The sequence below is a fragment of the Sulfurivermis fontis genome (assembly GCF_004001245.1).
Taxonomy (GTDB): Bacteria; Pseudomonadota; Gammaproteobacteria; order Thiohalomonadales; family Thiohalomonadaceae; genus Sulfurivermis; species Sulfurivermis fontis.
In genome coordinates, this window is the sequence record NZ_AP018724.1 from 451,672 (window position 1) to 470,834 (window position 19,163).

The 19,163-nt window shown below is 63.9% G+C and carries 20 protein-coding genes and 1 other RNA gene; 11 read left to right on the plus strand and 10 right to left on the minus strand.

Annotated elements, in window-relative coordinates:
- Window positions 1–187 precede the first annotated feature (187 nt).
- The 5 genes from EP379_RS02390 to EP379_RS02410 all read left to right on the plus strand — a co-directional run bounded on the left by EP379_RS02390 (window position 188) and on the right by EP379_RS02410 (window position 5,918).
- Window positions 188–544: a hypothetical protein gene (locus EP379_RS02390; protein WP_127475442.1), complete on the plus strand. Its 357-nt coding sequence runs from the start codon at window positions 188–190 to the stop codon at window positions 542–544.
- Window positions 541–1,014, plus strand: coding sequence for a C40 family peptidase (locus EP379_RS02395; RefSeq protein ID WP_127475445.1), 474 nt, complete (start codon window positions 541–543; stop codon window positions 1,012–1,014). Before EP379_RS02390 ends, EP379_RS02395 begins: the two co-directional genes overlap by 4 nt.
- A gap of 128 nt (window positions 1,015–1,142) precedes the next feature.
- Window positions 1,143–4,991 (plus strand): DUF3683 domain-containing protein, encoded by a 3,849-nt coding sequence (locus EP379_RS02400; RefSeq protein ID WP_127475447.1) that lies wholly within the window; start codon window positions 1,143–1,145, stop codon window positions 4,989–4,991.
- A gap of 72 nt (window positions 4,992–5,063) precedes the next feature.
- Entirely contained in the window at window positions 5,064–5,576 is a 513-nt protein-coding gene (locus EP379_RS02405; protein WP_127475449.1) for a GlcG/HbpS family heme-binding protein, read from the plus strand.
- A gap of 138 nt (window positions 5,577–5,714) precedes the next feature.
- The gene (locus tag EP379_RS02410) at window positions 5,715–5,918 is read left to right on the plus strand and encodes an acetyltransferase (protein WP_127475452.1); all 204 of its coding nucleotides are present in this window, start codon (window positions 5,715–5,717) and stop codon (window positions 5,916–5,918) included.
- 175 nt (window positions 5,919–6,093) lie between these two features.
- Here the strand turns inward: EP379_RS02410 and EP379_RS16840 are convergent, their stop codons facing one another.
- Window positions 6,094–7,191, minus strand: a complete 1,098-nt coding sequence (locus EP379_RS16840) for an adenylate kinase (RefSeq protein WP_127475455.1) — start codon at window positions 7,189–7,191, stop codon at window positions 6,094–6,096.
- A gap of 188 nt (window positions 7,192–7,379) precedes the next feature.
- On the opposite strand from EP379_RS16840, the gene EP379_RS02420 reads away from it, so the two are divergent.
- The 4 genes from EP379_RS02420 (at window position 7,380) to ppa (ending at window position 11,912) form a co-directional block, all read left to right on the plus strand.
- A complete protein-coding gene (locus EP379_RS02420; protein WP_127475458.1) occupies window positions 7,380–7,733 on the plus strand; it encodes an acetate and sugar kinases/Hsc70/actin family protein in 354 nt (117 codons plus the stop codon).
- 30 nt (window positions 7,734–7,763) lie between these two features.
- On the plus strand, window positions 7,764–9,035 hold the full coding sequence (locus EP379_RS02425; RefSeq protein ID WP_127475461.1) for a 6-phosphofructokinase: 1,272 nt from the start codon (window positions 7,764–7,766) through the stop codon (window positions 9,033–9,035).
- A 106-nt stretch (window positions 9,036–9,141) separates the two neighbouring features.
- Window positions 9,142–11,175, plus strand: a complete 2,034-nt coding sequence (locus EP379_RS02430) for a sodium-translocating pyrophosphatase (RefSeq protein ID WP_127475463.1) — start codon at window positions 9,142–9,144, stop codon at window positions 11,173–11,175.
- Window positions 11,176–11,363: 188 nt separating this feature from the next.
- Entirely contained in the window at window positions 11,364–11,912 is a 549-nt protein-coding gene (ppa, locus tag EP379_RS02435) for an inorganic diphosphatase (RefSeq protein ID WP_127475465.1), read from the plus strand.
- 71 nt (window positions 11,913–11,983) lie between these two features.
- Here ppa and EP379_RS02440 read toward each other — a convergent pair whose 3' ends face one another.
- The 4 genes from EP379_RS02440 to rpiA form a co-directional block, all read right to left on the minus strand.
- Window positions 11,984–12,595, minus strand: coding sequence for a PilZ domain-containing protein (locus tag EP379_RS02440; protein WP_127475467.1), 612 nt, complete (start codon window positions 12,593–12,595; stop codon window positions 11,984–11,986).
- Complete coding sequence (locus EP379_RS02445) at window positions 12,592–13,341, minus strand: flagellar motor protein MotB (RefSeq protein ID WP_127475470.1); 750 nt, start codon at window positions 13,339–13,341, stop codon at window positions 12,592–12,594. Before EP379_RS02445 ends, EP379_RS02440 begins: the two co-directional genes overlap by 4 nt.
- 8 nt (window positions 13,342–13,349) lie before the next feature.
- A complete protein-coding gene (locus EP379_RS02450) occupies window positions 13,350–14,153 on the minus strand; it encodes a MotA/TolQ/ExbB proton channel family protein (RefSeq protein ID WP_127475472.1) in 804 nt (267 codons plus the stop codon).
- Window positions 14,154–14,396: 243 nt separating this feature from the next.
- Window positions 14,397–15,050 (minus strand): ribose-5-phosphate isomerase RpiA, encoded by a 654-nt coding sequence (rpiA, locus tag EP379_RS02455; protein WP_127475474.1) that lies wholly within the window; start codon window positions 15,048–15,050, stop codon window positions 14,397–14,399.
- Window positions 15,051–15,183: 133 nt separating this feature from the next.
- On the opposite strand from rpiA, the gene ilvA reads away from it, so the two are divergent.
- Window positions 15,184–16,701 (plus strand): threonine ammonia-lyase, biosynthetic, encoded by a 1,518-nt coding sequence (gene ilvA / locus EP379_RS02460; protein ID WP_127475477.1) that lies wholly within the window; start codon window positions 15,184–15,186, stop codon window positions 16,699–16,701.
- 166 nt (window positions 16,702–16,867) lie between these two features.
- Here the strand turns inward: ilvA and EP379_RS02465 are convergent, their stop codons facing one another.
- Window positions 16,868–17,326 carry an EVE domain-containing protein gene (locus EP379_RS02465; protein WP_127475480.1) on the minus strand — a complete coding sequence of 153 codons (459 nt, stop codon included), beginning with the start codon at window positions 17,324–17,326 and terminating at the stop codon, window positions 16,868–16,870.
- Window positions 17,327–17,507: 181 nt separating this feature from the next.
- On the opposite strand from EP379_RS02465, the gene EP379_RS16315 reads away from it, so the two are divergent.
- On the plus strand, window positions 17,508–17,645 hold the full coding sequence (locus tag EP379_RS16315; protein WP_172600355.1) for a hypothetical protein: 138 nt from the start codon (window positions 17,508–17,510) through the stop codon (window positions 17,643–17,645).
- A gap of 49 nt (window positions 17,646–17,694) precedes the next feature.
- Here the strand turns inward: EP379_RS16315 and EP379_RS02470 are convergent, their stop codons facing one another.
- The 4 genes from EP379_RS02470 to EP379_RS02485 form a co-directional block, all read right to left on the minus strand.
- The gene (locus tag EP379_RS02470; protein ID WP_172600356.1) at window positions 17,695–18,333 is read right to left on the minus strand and encodes a 5-formyltetrahydrofolate cyclo-ligase; all 639 of its coding nucleotides are present in this window, start codon (window positions 18,331–18,333) and stop codon (window positions 17,695–17,697) included.
- 34 nt (window positions 18,334–18,367) lie between these two features.
- Window positions 18,368–18,550: non-coding RNA, 6S RNA (gene ssrS, locus EP379_RS02475), on the minus strand.
- Window positions 18,551–18,577: 27 nt separating this feature from the next.
- The gene (locus tag EP379_RS02480; RefSeq protein ID WP_127475482.1) at window positions 18,578–18,898 is read right to left on the minus strand and encodes a cell division protein ZapA; all 321 of its coding nucleotides are present in this window, start codon (window positions 18,896–18,898) and stop codon (window positions 18,578–18,580) included.
- A gap of 1 nt (window position 18,899) precedes the next feature.
- On the minus strand, window positions 18,900–19,109 hold the full coding sequence (locus tag EP379_RS02485; protein WP_172600357.1) for a TIGR02449 family protein: 210 nt from the start codon (window positions 19,107–19,109) through the stop codon (window positions 18,900–18,902).
- Window positions 19,110–19,163 lie beyond the last annotated feature (54 nt).

Consider the following 19,163-nt stretch of genomic DNA (forward strand, 5'->3'; position numbering starts at 1 on the left):
GTCGCCTTTTCTTTCGTTAGTTTCTTTTGGCGAGACAAAAGAAAGTAACACGTCGTACGGGGGCGGAACCCCGACCCAATTAACTCGCGCAGCGCACAAAACCCTAACACCGCAAAGCTCGCCCCTGGTGAGCCCAACCCCACAATGCGCTATCCTCCCCCAAACACCGGCAACACGAGGACACGCCATGCCCCGCCTGCTGACCCTGATGGCCCTGGCCCTGCTCGCCGGCGCCGCTGCCGCCGAGGACTACCTGCGCAACAAGGCGGAGGTGGAGGCGCTGCTCAGCGGTGCCACGCTGAACGGTGTCTATCTGCGCACCCAGTCGGCCTATACCCTGGAGTTCCGTGCCGACGGCACGCTGGTGGACAAGAACGGCGCCGGGGCGCGCTGGTGGGTGAATGACAGCGGGCAGTATTGCCGCGAGTGGCTGAGCGGGAGGCTGGCCGGCAATCGGGCGTGTATGGACCTGGCCGTCGAGGGGCAGCGCGTCGTCATCTATTCCAGCGGCAAGAAGGTGGCGGAAGGGGAGTTGGTCCGATGAGGGCGTTGCTGTTACTGGGGATGACGCTGGGGCTCGCGGCCTGCGGTTCCCTGCATCCGCCGGCGGCGCAGCGCCCGGTGCATCAGCCTGCCCCGGCAATGAGCACGGCGCCGATGTCGCGGGCGGTGGTGGTGGCGCAGCAGATGGTGGGCAAGCCCTATCGCTATGGTGGCAACACGCCGCGTGGTTTCGACTGCAGCGGGCTGGTGCAGTACTCCTACGGCCAGGCCGGCAAGGCCGTGCCGCGCAGCACCACTGAACAGTATTCCCGTACACGCACCATCCCCTATGCCCAGCGTGCCCCCGGTGACCTGCTGTTTTTCCGCATCGACGGCAAGCCCTCCCATGTCGGCATCTATCTGGGCAATGACCGTTTCGTACATGCCCCGTCCAGCGGTAAGCAGGTGGAGTACGCCTCCCTCGCCAACGACTACTGGAGCCGGCGTCTGGTCAAGGTGGGGCGGTTCTGAGATTCGGCCTATTCGCCGCGCCCTTGCGTGACGGTGGCATCGCCGTTTTGGTCCTGGCCGCGGTTCATCGGTCTCTGCCCCCCATGCTACACTTCGCCCTTGCCTGAGCTTACCCACGGCCGATCCCGATGAGCAGCGACACCCCCGCCCGCATCCGCGAAATCCCCTACAACTACACCTCCTTCTCCGACCGCGAGATCGTCATCCGTTTCCTCGGCGAGGAGATGTGGCAGGTGCTGAACCGCCTGCGCGCCGAGCGTGTCACCGGCCGTTCCGCCCGCATGCTGTTCGAGGTGTTGGGCGACATGTGGGTCATCACCCGCAATCCCTTCATCCAGGATGACCTGATCGAGAACAGCAAGCGCTGGGACTCCCTGGCCCATGCCCTGCATCACCGTCTGGATCAGATCGTCGCCCGTGCCGGCGGCAACGCGCTGGCCCTGCAGTTGGCCGACGCGGCGCGCGCCGCAGTACGCGAGTTCGAGAGCTGGCTGTCCAACCAGGCCGAGCGCCGGCGCCAGGTGCAGCGCCGCCTCTCCCGCGTCACGCGCAGGGACAACATCCAGTTCGATGGCCTGGCCCGCGTGTCCCACGTCACCGATGCCTCCGACTGGCGCGTGGAGTATCCCTTCGTCGTCGTCACGCCGGACAGCGAGGGTGAGGTGGCGGCCGTCGTCAAGGCTTGCATCGAACTGGGCCTCACGGTGATACCGCGTGGCGGCGGCACCGGCTATACCGGCGGCGCGGTGCCGCTGTATGCCGACTCGGCGGTGATCAACACCGAGAAGCTGACGCGCATGGACGAGGTGGAGCTGAGGGAGCTGCCCGGCGTGGCGCACAAGGTGCCGACCCTGTTCGTCGAGGCCGGCGTGGTGACGCGGCGCGTCGCCGAGCGCGCCGAGGCGGCCGGTTATGTCTTCGCCGTCGATCCTACCTCGCAGGACGCCTCCTGCATCGGCGGCAACATCGCCATGAATGCCGGCGGCAAGAAGGCGGTGCTGTGGGGCACCACCCTGGACAACCTGGCCTGGTGGCGTATGGTGACGCCGGATGCCGACTGGATCGAGGTGGAGCGTCTCAACCACAACTTGGGCAAGATCCACGAGCAGGAATACGCCGAGTTCCGCATCACACGTTTCGAGCCCGATGGCCGGACCCCGGTAGGCGAGGCGCAGATCCTGCGCATTCCCGGCCCCGAGCTGCGCAAGAGCGGCCTCGGCAAGGATGTCACCAACAAGTTCCTCGGCGGTCTGCCCGGCGTGCAGAAGGAGGGCTGTGACGGCCTGATCACCTCGGCGCGCTTCGTGGTGCATCGCATGCCGGCGCACATCCGCACCGTATGCCTGGAGTTCTTCGGCGCCGATCTGCGCCGGGCGGTGCCGGCCATCGTCGAGACCAAGGATTATCTGGACGGTCTGGACGGCGTGGTGCTGGCCGGCCTGGAGCATCTGGACGAGCGTTACGTGCGCGCGGTGAAGTACAGCACCAAGGCGCCGCGCAAGGAATTGCCCAAGATGGTGTTGCTGGCGGACATCGCCGGCGATGACGAGGATGCCGTGGCCGCCGCGGCCTCGGCGGTGGTGCGCCTGGCCAATGCACGCGAGGCCGAGGGCTTCATCGCGGTGAGCCCGGAGGCACGTCACCGTTTCTGGCAGGACCGCGCCCGTACCGCCGCCATCGCCGCCCACACCAACGCCTTCAAGATCAACGAGGATGTGGTGATCCCGCTGGAGAAACTGGGCGAGTACAGCGAGGGCATCGAGCGCATCAACATCGAGCAGTCGACGCAGAACAAGCTGCGCATGATCGATGCGGTGCTGGAGTATCTGGCCGGCGAGCTGTCGGAACTGGAGACCGCACCCGACTACGAGGCCAGTGCCGAGAATGACGCCATCGTCGCCGGCAAGAAACAGGCGGCACGCGAGCTGCTGCTGGCGGTGCAGGGGCGTTGGCAGGCGATCCTCGCCAACCTGGATGCGCCGGCCCTGGAGCACCCTGCCCTGGTGGGCAGCGAGCTGCTGCCCAAGATGCAGGCGGGGGACAGTCTGTTCAATCTGATGCAGCGGCGCGAACTGCGCATTTCCTATCGCCGCGAGGTGGAGCGGCCGCTGAAGGAGATCTTCTCCGGCCGTGACATGGCGCCGGTGCGTGAACAGCTCGATGCCATCCATGGCCGCATCCGTTCCAGCCGTCTGTTCGTCGCCACCCACATGCACGCCGGCGACGGCAACGTGCATACCAACATCCCGGTGCACTCCAACGACTACGCCATGCTGCAGGAGGCGGAGCGGGTGGTGGAGCGCATCATGGCCCTGGCCGAATCCCTCGGCGGCGTGATCTCCGGCGAGCATGGCATCGGCATCACCAAGTTCCAGTTCCTGCATCGGGATACCGTCGAGGCCTTCGCCGGCTACAAGCAGAAGGTGGACCCGGAGGGACGCTTCAACCGCGGCAAGCTGCTGGTCGGCGCCGGCCTCGACAACGCCTACACGCCGTCGCTGCGTCTGCTGCAGCAGGAGGCACTTATCCTGGAGGCGAGCGAGCTGGACCAGCTCAACAGCATGGTCAAGGACTGCCTGCGCTGCGGCAAGTGCAAGCCGGTGTGCAACACCCATGTGCCGCGCGCCAACCTGCTCTACTCGCCGCGCAACAAGATCCTCGCCACCGGTCTCATCATCGAGGCCTTCCTCTACGAGGAGCAGACCCGGCGCGGTATTTCGGTGCGCCACTTCGACGAAATGAACGACGTGGCCGACCACTGCACGGTGTGCCACAAGTGCGTCAATCCCTGCCCGGTCAACATCGACTTCGGCGACGTGTCGATCCTGATGCGCAACATCCTGCGCGCACGCGGCCAGAAGCGGCGCAGTGTCGGCACCGCCCTGTCCATGGCCTTCCTCAACGTCACCGACCCGCGCACCATCAAGCTGATGCGCACGGGACTGATCCAGTGGGGCTATGCCGCGCAACGCCTCGGCTACCGCCTGTTCAAGCGCTTCGGCCTGCTCGGCCGCGGCCGCCCGCAGGGCACCACCGGGCCGATGACGGTGCGCGCCCAGGTGGTGAATTTCGTCAGGAAGCCGATGCCGGCCAGTGTGCCGGCGCAGCCGATGCGTGCCCTGCTCGGGGTGGAGGACGCCAAGACCGTGCCCATCCTGCGCGACCCGCAGCGGGCCGGCGAAGATGCCGAGGCGGTGTTCTATTTCCCCGGCTGCGGATCGGAGCGCCTGTTCTCGGAAGTGGGCATGGCGACCCTGGCCATGCTCTTCCACAGCGGCGCCCAGGTGGTGCTGCCGCCCGGCTATCTGTGCTGCGGCTACCCGCAGACCTCGGCGGGCGATGCCGCGCGCGGCAAGCGTATCTCCACCGACAACCAGGTGCTGTTCCACCGCGTCGCCAATACCCTCAACTACATGGATATCAAGACGGTGATCGTCTCCTGCGGCACCTGCATGGACCAGCTGCAGACCTACCGCTTCAGCGAGATCTTCCCCGGCTGCCGCCTGCTCGACATCCACGAGTACCTGATGGAGCAGGGCGTCAAGCTGGAAGGCGTGCCGGGACAGCGGTTCCTCTACCATGACCCCTGCCACACGCCGATGAAGCGCCACAACCCGGTGAAGGTGGCGTCGACGTTGCTCGGCCAGGAGGTGCTGTTGTCCGACCGCTGCTGCGGCGAGGCCGGCACCTTCGCCATCAGCCGTCCCGACATTGCCAGCCAGGTGCGTTTCCGCAAGCAGGAGGAACTGCTCAAGGGGGTACGCCAGCTCACTGGCAAGGAGCGGGGCAACGGCGCGGTAAAGATCCTCACCTCCTGCCCGGCCTGCCAGCAGGGTCTGTCGCGCTACCGCGACGACACCGGCGCGGAGGCGGGCTATATCGTCGTGGAACTGGTGCGCCGGCTGCATGGTGACGACTGGCAGCAGCGTTTCATCGCTCAAGCGCAGCAGGGCGGCATCGAGCGGGTGTTGTTGTAAAGGAATACGGCACGCCGCCCTTGTATCTTGTATCTTGTAACTTGAATCTGTCTTCAATGAGGAGGAGTCCACATGAACAAGAACAAGCTGTTCGGCATCACCTTGGCAAGCGTCCTGGCCCTGGGTGCCGCCGCCCCTGCGGCCGCCGAGGACGAACCCATCGTCAACATCAAGCGCCTGTCCATGGAGATGGCCCTCAAACTGGCCCAGGCCGCCATTGCCCAGTGCCGCAAGGAAGGGATACAGATTGGTGTCACGGTAATCGATCGTGGTGGTCACCCGCAGGTGGTGCTGCGCGACGTGCTGGCACCGGACCTGACGCTGACCATCAGCCGGCAGAAGGCCTATACCGCCATGTCCTTCAACAGCCCGACCTCCGCCATGGAGAACCGCTTTACCCAGCCGTTCTCGGTGGGTAAGGTGGAGGGGCTGGTGTTCAGCGCCGGCGGCCTGCCCATCACGGCGGGCGGTATGATCCTCGGCGGCGTCGGCGTCAGCGGCGCCCCCACCGGCGAGCAGGACGAGCGCTGTGCCCGTAGCGGCCTGGAGAGCATCACCGCCGATCTGGAGATGGGCGCGTTCTGATGTCGTGGCCTGTAGGAGGCGGATCCTCTCGGTGAATGGCACCTGCCCAGGCGCGCCTTCGCCCACGGAGTGGGCTCCTACGGTTTTCTCGCTAGCGGTCCAACGAGCGGCAGGTGCCGCGCAACGAAAGGAGCAGTCATGTATCTCAAGCATGCAGCCAGCGGCGATCTGGTGGAGATCCTGGATATCAACTCCCTGGTCGACCCCTACCGCAAACAGGTGGCGGGTCGCTTTCATGCCGGCGAGGAGTTGCAGGATCCGGCCAATTTCGCCAAGAACGAGTTGATGTTCCCTTCCGGCGAGGCCTTGCCGCGTTGCTGGGTCGACCCCAGCTACCGCTGAGCTGTATTTACTTCCCGTTGTCCTTTCCGGAGCCCGATGAGCGGGCTCCCGTTTACTTTTGCCGTTTTCTACCGTTCAACGGCGTCCCTCCTGCAACTGCAGTGACTGCCTGAGCCGGCAGGAAAAAAAACGGCCACCCGAAGGTGGCCGTTTTGATTTATTGTAGGAAGAAGGATTACTTCTTCTTGGCCGCTGCCTTCTTCTTCGGCGCAGCCTTCTTCTTGGCTACGGCCTTCTTCTTCGGCGCAGCCTTCTTCTTGGCCGCTGCCTTCTTCTTCGGTGCAGCCTTCTTCTTGGCCGCTGCCTTCTTCTTCGGTGCAGCCTTCTTCTTGGCTACGGCCTTCTTCTTCGGCGCAGCCTTCTTCTTCGGTGCAGCCTTCTTCTTGGCTACGGCCTTCTTCTTCGGCGCAGCCTTCTTCTTGGCCGCTGCCTTCTTCTTCGGTGCAGCCTTCTTCTTGGCTACGGCCTTTTTCACAGCCTTCTTCTTGGCGGCTGCCTTCTTCTTGGGGGCGGCCTTCTTAGCTGCCTTCTTGCGGGCCGCGGGTTTCTTGGTGGCGGCCTCGGCGGTTGCCGGTTTATTGGCCTCGTTCTGCTCTGCTTCCATGGTTTTTTCCCCCTTGTGCTTGGTTGAGGTTTTCAAGGTTCGGATAATCGCATCGAAGATCTCGTCGATCTCACCGATGCCGTTGATTGTATGGAGTTTCCCTTGCCGACGGAAGTACTCGATCAGCGGAGCGGTCTGCGCCTCGTAGACGCGCAGGCGGTTGCCGATGGTTTCCTCGTTGTCGTCGGCGCGGTGGCGCAGGTTGCCGCCGCACTTGTCGCAGCGATCCTCCAGACGGGGTGGCGAGGTATAGATGTTGTACATCTGGCCGCAGGACTCACAGGTACGGCGGCCGGTCAGACGCTGCAGCAGGATGTCGAAGTCGACATCGATGAGCAGTGCGGACTCGATAGGCATCCCCAGCTTGGCCAGCATGGCGTCCAGCGCCTCGGCCTGGGGGATGTTGCGCGGGAAGCCGTCGAGGATGAAGCCCCGCTTGGCGTCCGGCTGCGACAGGCGTTCCTCGATGATGCCGAGGACGATGTCGTCCGATACCAGCTGACCTGCTTCCATGGCCGCCTTGGCACGCTGGCCGAGGGGGGAGTTGGCGGCTACCGCCGCGCGCAGCAGATCACCGGTGGAAATTTGTGGAACGTGATATTTGTCGACCAGCAGTTTGGCCTGTGTACCCTTGCCCGAGCCGGGCGCCCCCAACAATACGATTCTCATGTATCCCTCTCTGTCAGGTGACCTAAGCGGCAGTTATATAGGATTCTTAAGTTTTTTCCATGCCCACATACACAAAATGCATTACCTTTACAAGTAGCATGCGATTAAGCTAATCGCACTTATTATCCAAGTCAATGTATCCGAGTGAAATTGATATAAAAAATGCGTTGTAACGGCGTTGGTGAGCGATGAATTCCGTCCCTGACTTTACCGAGTCCGAACTGTGGACCGTGCGCGACACCCTCAAGCAGCGTTACGGCCATGACGTCGAGATCGAAATGGGCGATGCCGAACTGCGGCTCGACCCCCATTCCAGCACCCTGACCCCGTGCCCCGTTGTATTCTGGCGCGACGGCGGCGGCACCAACTTCGTCATCTTCAAGGTGGGCGACCGGCGCTACCGCAGCCAGTTCTTCTACCGGGTACACCAGCAATTCGGCACCGGCATAGACGAGTTCGACAATCTGGCCGAGTGCACGGTCACCCTGCTGCAGGTGCAGGCGGACCACGAGGCGAAGCAAACGGCAAAACAAGACCGCTAATTCACTATCGAACGGGAGCAACCAAGCACCATGGCAAAGAAAAAGAATGCCTTCTATGCCCAGTCCGGCGGCGTGACCGCCGTCATCAACGCCTCCGCTTGCGGCGTCATCGAGACCGCCCGCAAGCACAAGGACAAGATCGGCAAGGTCTACGCCGGCCGCAACGGCATCATCGGCGCCCTCACCGAGGACCTCATCGACACCTCCAAGGAGTCCGCCAAGGCCATCGCGGCCCTGCGCCACACCCCGTCCGGCGCCTTCGGCTCCTGCCGCTTCAAGCTCAAGAGCCTGGAGCAGAACAAGGCCGAGTACGAGCGTCTGATCGAGGTGTTCAAGGCCCACAACATTGGTTATTTCTTCTACAACGGCGGCGGCGACTCGGCCGACACCTGCTACAAGGTGTCCCAGCTGTCCGAGGCCATGGGCTACCCGGTGCAGGCCATCCACGTGCCCAAGACCGTGGACAACGACCTGCCGATCACCGACAACTGCCCCGGTTTCGGCTCGGTGGCCAAGTACATCGCGGTCTCCACCCTGGAGGCGACCTTCGACGTGCGCTCCATGTGCGCCACCTCCACCAAGGTGTTCGTCCTGGAAGTGATGGGCCGCCATGCCGGCTGGATCGCCGCCGCCGGCGCCATGGCCTCGACCAAGGATCAGGAGTTGCCCATCGTGGTGCTGTTCCCCGAGGTGGAGTTCGATCAGGCCAAGTTCCTGGCCAAGGTCGACGACATGGTGAAGAAGTTCGGTTACTGCACCGTGGTGGTGTCCGAGGGCTGCCACTGGCCGGACGGCAAGTTCCTGGCCGAGCAGGGGACCCGCGATGCCTTCGGTCACGCCCAGCTGGGCGGTGCCGCCCCGGTGGTCGCCAACATGATCAAGGACGCCCTGGGCTACAAATTCCACTGGGGGGTGGCGGACTACCTGCAGCGCGCCGCCCGCCACATCGCCTCCAAGAGCGACGTGGAGCAGGCCTACGCCATGGGCAAGGCGGCGGTGGAGTTCGCCCTCAAGGGCCACAACTCCGTGATGCCGACCATCGAACGCGTCTCCAGCAGCCCCTACAAGTGGAAGGTGGGCATGGCGCCGCTGTCCAAGGTGGCCAACGTCGAGAAGATGATGCCGAAGAACTTCATCACCAAGGACGGTTTCGGGATTACCGACAAGTGCCGCGAATATCTGCTGCCCCTCATCAAGGGCGAGGATTACCCGCCGTACAAGAACGGTCTGCCGCAGTACGCGACGCTCAAGAATGTCGCGGTGGCGAAAAAACTCAAAACAACCTTTGAGTTGAAGAAGTGATGGTGACAAAGGGGAGCGTAAGCTCCCCTTTGTGCTTTATGGGGCGTAATTGCGTTTAGTCAGTTTCTGTTCAAAAACAAATGCACCAAAACAGGAGGAAGCGAGCATGAGTAGTGGATTGTGGTTTGCGTTGGCCTGTGCCGTCGCGGCACTGGTATATGGCGCGGTGTCCATCAAGTGGATACTGGGCAAGCCCACCGGCAACGACCGTATGCGGGAGATCGCCGCGGCGGTGCAGGAGGGCGCGCAGGCGTATCTGAACCGCCAGTACACCACCATCAGCATCGTCGGCGTGGTGTTGTTCGTGGTCATCTTCGTGGCGCTGGGCTGGCAGACGGCCGTCGGCTTTGCTCTCGGTGCGGTGCTGTCCGGTGTCACCGGCTATATCGGCATGAATGTGTCGGTGCGTGCCAACGTACGCACCGCGCAGGCCGCCAGCGAAGGCCTGAATGCCGCGCTCAATGTGGCGTTCAAGGGCGGCGCCATCACCGGTCTGCTGGTGGTCGGTCTGGGCCTGCTCGGCGTGGCCGGTTACTACGCCGTGCTCACGGCCATGGGCGCCAGCTCCAGCGAAGCCACCCACGCCCTGGTCGGCCTGGCCTTCGGCAGCTCGCTGATCTCCATCTTCGCCCGTCTCGGCGGCGGCATCTTCACCAAGGGCGCCGACGTCGGCGCCGACCTGGTGGGCAAGGTCGAGGCCGGTATCCCCGAGGATGATCCGCGCAACCCGGCGGTTATCGCCGACAACGTGGGCGACAACGTGGGCGACTGTGCCGGCATGGCCGCCGACCTGTTCGAGACCTACGCGGTGACGGTGATTGCCACTATGTTGCTGGGTGGCCTGATGATCACCGGCTCCCCCGAGGCGGTGATCTATCCGCTGGTCCTCGGCGGTGTGTCCATCATCGCCTCCATCGTCGGTACTTTCTTTGTCAAGGCGCGCGATGGCGGCAAGATCATGAACGCGCTGTATCGCGGCCTGATCGTCTCCGGTCTGCTGGCGGTGATCGCCTTCTACCCGGTGACCACCATGATCCTGGGCGAAGGTGTCCAGATTGGCGACAAGATGGTGTCGTCGATGAACCTGTATCTGGCCTCGCTCATCGGCCTGGCCCTGACTGCGGCGATGGTGTGGATCACCGAGTACTACACCGCCACCGAGTTCAGCCCGGTGCGTCACATCGCCCAGGCCTCCACCACCGGTCACGGCACCAACGTCATCGCCGGCCTCGGCGTGTCGATGAAGGCCACCGCCGCCCCGGTGCTGGCCGTGTGCGCCGCCATCGGTGCCGCCTACGCGCTGGGTGGCCTGTACGGCATCGCCATCGCCGCCACCTCCATGCTGTCCATGGCCGGCATCATCGTGGCGCTGGATGCCTACGGTCCGGTGACCGACAACGCCGGCGGCATCGCCGAGATGGCCGAGCTGCCGGAGGCGATCCGCAACATCACCGACCCGCTGGATGCGGTGGGTAACACCACCAAGGCCGTGACCAAGGGCTACGCCATCGGCTCCGCCGGTCTGGCCGCCCTGGTGCTGTTCGCCGACTATACCCACGCCCTGACCGGCGCCGGCAACGCCGTGCTGAGCTTCGACCTGTCCAACCACATGGTGATTATCGGCCTGTTCATCGGCGGCATGGTGCCCTACCTGTTCGGCGCCATGGGCATGGAGGCCGTCGGTCGCGCCGCCGGTTCCATCGTGGTGGAGGTGCGCCGTCAGTTCAAGGACATCCCGGGCATCATGGAAGGCAAGGCCAAGCCGGAATACGGCACCTGTGTCGACATGCTGACCAAGGCCGCCATCAAGGAGATGATCATCCCGTCGCTGCTGCCGGTCGCCGTGCCGGTGGTCGTCGGTCTGCTGCTGGGGCCGCAGGCTCTTGGCGGCGTGCTGGTGGGTACCATCGTCACCGGCATCTTCGTGGCCATCTCCATGACCACCGGCGGTGGCGCCTGGGACAACGCCAAGAAGTACATCGAGGAAGGCAACTTCGGCGGCAAGGGTTCCGAGGCCCACAAGGCGGCGGTGACCGGCGATACCGTCGGTGACCCCTACAAGGATACCGCCGGCCCGGCAGTGAACCCGCTGATCAAGATCATCAATATCGTGGCGGTGCTCATCGTGCCCCTGCTGTAAGGAGACAGGTACGAGGGACAAGGGACGGGGTACGAGGGAAGGAGCGGGCTGCGCCCGCAGTGTATGTGAAAGGCCGCGGGCGCAGCCGCACCCCCCCTCGTATCTCGTAACTCGTCCCTTTTATGCAGTTATAAGGCCGGTATATAATGCCGGCCTTTTCTTTTGCCATTCCGCACGAGGTTTTCCCCATGAATCTGGACCGCGTGACGTCCGGCAAGGACGTCCCCAACGACATCAACGTCATCATCGAGATCCCGGCCCATTCCGACCCGGTGAAGTACGAGGTGGACAAGGAGACCGGTGCCATGTTCGTGGACCGCTTCATGAACACCGCCATGCACTACCCCTGCAACTACGGTTATGTGCCGCACACCCTGTCCAACGACGGCGACCCGGTGGACGTGCTGGTGGTGACCCCGGTGCCGCTGATCCCCGGTTCGGTGATCCGCTGCCGTCCGGTGGGGGTGCTGAAGATGACCGACGAGTCCGGCGACGATGCCAAGGTGCTGGCGGTGCCCATCGACAAGCTGTGCCGCATCTTCCGCCAGGTGAAGGATATCGGTGACGTGTCGCCGGCGCTGCTGGAACAGATCGCCCACTTTTTCGAGCACTACAAGGACCTGGACGAAGGCAAGTGGGTGCGCGTGCAGGGTTGGGAAGGCGTCGAGGAGGCCAAGGCCGAGATCATGGCCAGCGTGCAGATGTACAAGGACGCGCCGGTCAAGCCCAACTTCTGATACTTCAGAGACGAGAGAAAAGATACGAGATACGAGGAAAGGCACGCGTAGCGCTCATTCCCTTTTATCTTTCAGCTTGTATCTTTTCTCTGCTCCTTCTGCTGGCGCAGTCGAGCCGACTGCAATTCCAGCGTATGCCGTACCAGGGCATCGCGGGCCACTTCCGCCAGCTGGGTGAACTCCACGCCGATGCGGTAGGGCAGCGGCGTCGTGTGCCCCGTTTCGGTGCAGTGCACCACCCGGCCCAGGGCGTTGATTACGGTGTGGCCCGGAAACAGCATCAGGCGCAATTCCAGCTTGCTTTCCGGGGGCAGTGGTTCGGTGCGGTAAAAGGCGATGCCGCTGCCGCTCAGGTTGACTTTGTGGTTGGGGCCGCTGATGTGGCCGAGCTGGCTGCCGAGCAGGGCGCGGCTGAGCAGTTCGACCTTGCGGTCGATGATCGCCAGGTACTGGCCCACTTCCGGATCGCGCTTGCGGATTTGCGCCAGGATGCTGCTCGACTGGCTGGTCAGGCCGTGCAGCTGCAGGGCCAGCGCCGAGGTGTCCTGACGTGAGCCGGCCGGCTGTTGCAGGCGCTGCTGATAGTCCTCCTCCGGCAACTGGCGGTATTCCAGATAGACCTCGTCGTCGATGCGGAAAAAGCGGCGGCGTTCCTGACCGCGTCCGGGCATGACTGTATTCATGGCGTTTCACTCCGATCCTTGATGCGTATTTCCACACGGCGATTGCGCGCACGGTTGGCCTCGCTGTCATTGGGCAGCAGCGGTCGAGCGTCGCCATAACCTTCGGCGATGAGCCGTTCTGCGGCGACGGTGTGCATTTCGAGCAGCCGGTGTACCACCGACACGGCGCGGGCGGTGGACAGATCCCAGTTGGAACGGAAGCGTGCCGTGCTGATGGGGCGATCGTCGGTGTGGCCGGCAACGATCACCGTGCCGTGCGTGGTGGCGATGAGCCGGCCGATACGATCGACCACCGGACGGAAGCGGGGCAACAACACCTCGCTGCCGGACTCGAAGGCCGCCTCGTGGCGGAAGCTGATCAGCAGCTCACCTTCGGTATTGCGGCTCACCTCCAGCAACTCGTCCCGGATGTCGTCCAGCAGTCCGGTGTGGAAGCGTTCCAGGTTGTGATCCAGCGCCGGTTCGACCGCGTCCTCCGGGGCGGCAGGAGGCGTTACCTCCAGCGGCTCCACCATCCCCGATGGTTTTCCCTCCATCAGCACCTCATGCCCCGGTGATTCGCTGCGCTGGGTCAGCCACTGGATGCCGAAGGCGCGCTCCAGCGAGCCGGCGATCTGGCGATAACGCTGGGCATCGATCTGCGATACCGACAGCAGCAGCACGAAGAACGTGGTGAGCAGGGCCATCAGGTCGGCGAAGGTGACCATCCAGGAGGGGGCGCCGCCACGGCTTTTCTTGGTGGTCATTGCCATAGCTACGACGGCGGAGTGCCGTCTGTCTCCTGTGCGCGGCTGTCCAGCAGGGCGGCGAGTTTTTCGCGCTGCTGGTGTGGCAGATAGGCCTCCAGCACCTCATCCATCAGGCGAGGATTCTGTCCCTGCTGGATGGCGGCCATGCTCTCAATCATCAGCAGTTTGTTGACCCGCTCCTGCAGGCCGCGCAGTTCCAGTTTGTCGGCGATGGGCAGGGCGATGAGGTTGGCGATGAGGGCGCCATACAGGGTGGTGAGCAGGGCCACCGCCATCGCCGGGCCGATGCTGGACGGGTCCTGCAGGTTGGCCAGCATCTGTACCAGACCGACCAGGGTGCCGATCATGCCGAAGGCCGGGGCCGATTCGCCGATGGCGCGGAAGATGCGCTGGCCGATTTCGTGCCGTTCCATGGATTGCTCCATGTCCTCGCGCAATGTCTTGCGCACGAACTCCGGCGGCAGGCCGTCCACCGCCAACTGGATGCCGCGGGCGAGAAATTCGTTGCTTACCGGATGGCCGTCCAGTGCCAGGATGCCGCTCTTACGTGTCACCGCCGCCAGTTCGTTGGCCTGGCGGATCAGATCGATGGGGTTGTCGATTTCGTCGCGGATGGCCTTGAAGGCCACGCGCACCGCGCTGAGGCAGTGGGTGAGCGGGAATTTGATCAGGGTGGCGGCGATGGTGCCGCCGATGACGATCATCAGGCCGGGCAGGTTGATGAAGATGGTCAGATCGGAGCCGGTGATGATGGCGGCAAAGATGACAGTGAGGCCGCCGATGAGTCCCAACAGGGTTGCTATGTCCACGCCTGATCCCTTATCGCCGCTATGTTACCGAGTGTAGCGCCTGGGCGCAGGAAGGGAAAAGACGCTCAACGCAAAGACGCAAAGGGCCGCCAAGATATATTGGTAGTGCGGTTTGCCCGCGGCTGCGGCGCCCGGTGCCTTGTCTGTGCCGGGGGCGCTGCGCGCAATCATCCGGAGTGGTATGCCCCAAATCCCTTTGTGCTCTTGCGTCCTTCGCGTCTTTGCGTTTAAGCCTTTGGTGCTTTACAGCGTTCTGACGCCGCTGGGAGTGCCGACCAGCACCACGTCGGCCGGGCGCAGGGCGAACAGGCCGTTGGTGACCACGCCGACGATATTGTTGAGGCGTGCCTCCAGCTCGGTGGGTTCCTGGATTTGCAGGCCGTGTACGTCGAGGATGACATTGCCGTTGTCGGTGACGAAGCCGTCACGGTACACCGGGCTGCCGCCCAGCTTGACCAGCTCGCGGGCGACATAGCTGCGCGCCATGGGAATGACCTCCACCGGCAGCGGGAACTTGCCCAGCACGTCCACCACCTTGGTTTCGTCGACGATGCAGACGAACTTCTTGCTCGCCGCCGCCACGATCTTCTCGCGCGTCAGCGCGCCGCCGCCGCCCTTGACCAGGTGCATGCGGCGGTTGGTTTCGTCGGCACCGTCCACGTAGACGGAGATTTCGCTCACCTCGTTCAGGTCCAGCACCGGGATGCCGTGCTTCTTCAGGCGCTCGGCGCTGGCCACCGAGCTGGCGACGGTGCCGGCCACCTTGTGCTTGATCTCCGCCAGGAAGTCGATGAAGTGGTTGGCGGTGGAGCCGGTGCCGATACCGATGACGGTATCCGGCACCACATGCTCCAGGGCGGCCTTGGCAACGGCCTGTTTCATTTCGTCTTGTGTCATGGGTGCTCTCCGATGTGCCCTGAATTGTTGTCTTGTAATTGCCGCTGCAAACGGTCGTGTCTTGAGAAAGTGCCCGATTATACGCCAAGCGCGCGCACTGACACCGGGGCGGCAGAACTGGTATCGTAGCCGGATGCTCGAACATTACGCCAAAAAGATATTGCAGGCCCGGGTTTACGACGTGGCCCGGGAGACCCCGCTGGAGAGCGCCCCCGGCCTGTCGCGCCGCCTGGGCAACAAGGTGCTGCTCAAGCGCGAGGACCTGCAGCCGGTGTTTTCCTTCAAGCTGCGCGGTGCCTACAACAAGATCGCCCTGCTGTCGCCGGAGGCCCGCGCCCGCGGCGTCATCGCCGCCTCCGCCGGCAACCATGCCCAGGGCGTGGCGCTGGCGGCACAAAAAATGGGACTCGACGCCCTTATCGTCATGCCGCGCACCACCCCGGAGATCAAGGTGCAGGCGGTGCGCCGGCGCGGTGCCCGTATCGAACTGCACGGCAACGCCTACGACGAGGCCTACGCCCATGCCCGCCAACTGGCGGATGAACAGGGCCGCACCTTTATCCATCCCTATGACGACGAGGATGTCATCGCCGGCCAGGGCACGGTGGCGATGGAGATCCTGCGCCAGTACTCCGCCGACGACCTGCATGCGGTGTTCGTCCCGGTGGGCGGCGGCGGCCTCATCGCCGGCGTCGCCGCCTATATCAAGTACCTGCGGCCCGAGGTGAAGGTGATCGGCGTCGAGCCGGATGATGCCGCCTCCATGCACGACGCCCTCAAGGCCGGCGAGCGGGTGGTGCTGGAGCAGGTGGGCATCTTCGTCGACGGCGTGGCGGTGCGCCAGGCGGGGGCGGAGCCGTTCCGCATCGCGCGCCAGTGCGTGGACGAGGTGATCCTGGTGTCCACCGACGAGGTATGCGCCGCCATCAAGGACATTTTCGAGGACACCCGTGCCATCGTCGAGCCCGCCGGCGCCCTGGCGGTGGCCGGCATGAAGCGCTACGTGCAGCGCGAGGGCGCGCGTGACCAGGCCCTGGTGGCCATCAACTCCGGCGCCAACATGAACTTCGATCGCCTGCGCCACGTCGCCGAACGCGCCGAGCTGGGCGAGCAGCGCGAGGCCCTGTTCGCCGTCACCATTCCGGAGCGGCCGGGCAGCTTCCGCCGGTTCTGCGAGGCCCTGGGGCAGCGCGCCATCACCGAATTCAACTACCGCTATGCGGACGCCCGCGAGGCGCACATCTTCGTCGGCGTGGAGATGCACGACGGCGCGCGCGACAAGGAGGAGCTGATTTCCCTGCTGAAGAGCCAGGGCTATCCCTTGCTCGACATGACCGACAACGAGATCGCCAAGCTGCACGTGCGCTACATGGTGGGCGGCCACACCGGCGGCCTGGCCGACGAGCGTCTGCTGCGCTTCGAGTTTCCCGAACGCCCCGGCGCCCTGCTGCGTTTCCTCAACCACATGGGACGGCACTGGAACATCAGTCTGTTCCACTACCGCAACCATGGCGCCGACTACGGTCGTGTCCTATGCGGTATCCAGGTGCCGGCCGCCGACGAGGCCAAGTTCCAGGAGTTCCTCGCCCAGATCGGCTACCCGCACTGGGACGAGAGCGGCAATCCGGTCTATGAGCTGTTCCTGCGCTGAACAGAAAAGCGTTAAACGCAAAGACGCAAAGGACGCCAAGAACGCAAAGGCTGGATTGCCCCGCAGGGTGGGTTGGCGCGAAGATGAGTTGCCAATCGCGGCAGAGTCGCTCCTGCCCAGGGTTTCTTTGCGGACCTTTGCGAACTTTGCGTTTATTCTTCATGGGTTATTCCAAAGCCAAAATCGCCTCCCACTCCTGCGGGCTGACCGGCATCACCGACAGACGGTTGCCACGCCGCACCAGGGGCATCTCGGCCAGTTCCGGCCGCTGCTTCAGCTCCTCCAGGCTGATGGTGCGCTTGAGCTTGCGCACCAGGCGCACGTCCACCATGTACCAGATGGGTTTTTCTGCCGTGCTCTTCGGGTCGTAGTACTTGCTGTCCGGATTCCACGCTGTATGGTCGGGGTAGCCGGCACGGACGATCTCGGCGATGCCGACGATGCCCGGCACCTTGCAGTTGGAGTGGTAGAAGAACACCTGATCGCCCAAGCGCATCTGGTCGCGCAGCATATTGCGGGCCTGGTAGTTGCGCACGCCGTCCCAGTGCTCGGTCTGCCCGGAGCGGCTTGCCAGGTGGTCGATACCGAAGACATCGGGTTCGGACTTCATCAGCCAGTAATTCATGGGAACATGCTCTTGTGGGGGACAAAAGGCCGATATGGTAGCTAAAACGGGCAAAAAGAAGGCCAAACGGGCATTTTTGTGACCCAGGCCTCTTGTCAGGCAAAAAACCATGCGCTATATAAGTCATTCGCAATGAAGCGACAGTTGCCAGGGAGGCAGGGAAGAGGTAATGGAGGTCAGGATGAGACGACGCAAACCCGACTTGCTCGTGGTGCTTGCCGCCCTGATAGCGATGGGGGTCCTCTTTACCGGAATTACGCAGGCGATGATGAGTGACTCAACGCCGGCGCCCACGGTGGCCGAGGCCAACAAGAAATAACCAAGCCACGACAGTCCCAGAGAACAAAACCCGCCGCAAGGCGGGTTTTTTATTGCCCGCAGCGGAACAGCCGCTGCTCGGTGGCGATGCCATGCAGCGGCACGTCCCAGGCGGCGCAGGGCAACTGGGCCACCTGCTGGAAGGCGTAGGCGGTGCCAATGAGGAGCGGTTTGCGCCAGTGCGTGCGGTGCAGCAGGTAGGCCAGGGTGCGATCGTAGAAGCCGCCGCCCATACCGAGGCGGTTGCCCGCCGCATCGAAAGCCACCAGCGGCGTGAGCACCAGATCGATGGCGGCGGCGGGGCGCATGCTGCGCCAGCCTAGAGCCGGCTCGGCAATGCGGAACTGGTTGTGACGCAGCGGGGTATCGGGCCGGTAGGGCGCGAACCACAGGCGATTGTGGAAGGCCGGGCTCAGCACCGGCAGGTAACAGCGCTTGCCCATGGCCCAGGCGCGGCGTATGAGCGGCATCAGATCCATCTCGCCGTCGTTGGCGAGGTAAAAGGCGATGTGCTCGCTGCGCAGGAACAGGGGCGAAGTGCCCAGTTGCCGGGCCAGGGCCTGCGCGGCCTCGCGCCTGTCGGCCGGCACCAGGGCGCGGCGCCGGCGGCGCATCTCGCGGCGGATGGCGTTGCGGTCGGGAGGGGACGCGGGATCGTTGATCGGTGGCGCGCGGTTGCTGTCACTCATCTTACGCTTTGTCGATCTCGCGCAAATAAGGAGGGTGCCCTCCGCCTGGGCCGTCGTCGCTGTTGCTCCTTGAACCCAATGGTTCAAGTGGGACTGCCGGACGGCGTATCAGGCTTTCCGCAGCGCGGACATGCACACAACACCGTCGCCAGCAGCCCCGGGGGTGTGATTATCGGCTCAAGAAATCCCCAGCGACTAACGAACCCCGCAGGGGGCACCCATAGTTGAACGGGTCTTGCTGATTCTACAGCTTGAGCTGGCGGTCTTCGCTCTCCAGGACGCCTTCGATGCGTTCCTGCAGGCGGCGCAGACGCCGGCCGAGGTCACCAGTATAACCGCTTCCCTGCTGGCGTTGTTGCAGCAATTCGTGGGTGATGTTGAGTGCTGCCAGCACCGCGATGCGTTCGCTGCCGATGACCTTGCCGGTGTTGCGGATATCGCGCATCTTGTCGTTGAGGATGCGCGCCGATTCCAGCAGGCCTTCGCGTTCCTCCGCCGGGCAGGCGATGGTGTATTCCTTGTCGAGGATGCGCACCGGCACCTGCAGGATGTCATTGGCGGCCATCTCAGCCCTGCTCCATCGCCTTGATGCGGTGAATCATCGCCTCCACCCGGGTACGCGCCAGCTCGGTTTTTTCCAGCAGCTTGGCGCGCTCGGCCAGCAACGAGGATTGCTGCTCGCGCAAGGACAGATTTTCGTCGCGCAGACGGTCCACGGTGCGGATGAGTTCATCCACACGGCGTTCCAGCATGCTGATGTCCAGTTCATCCTTCATGGTCGACGGGCGGCACTGCTTCTGTCATGGCAAGAGCGCGGCGGCTGCCGCAAA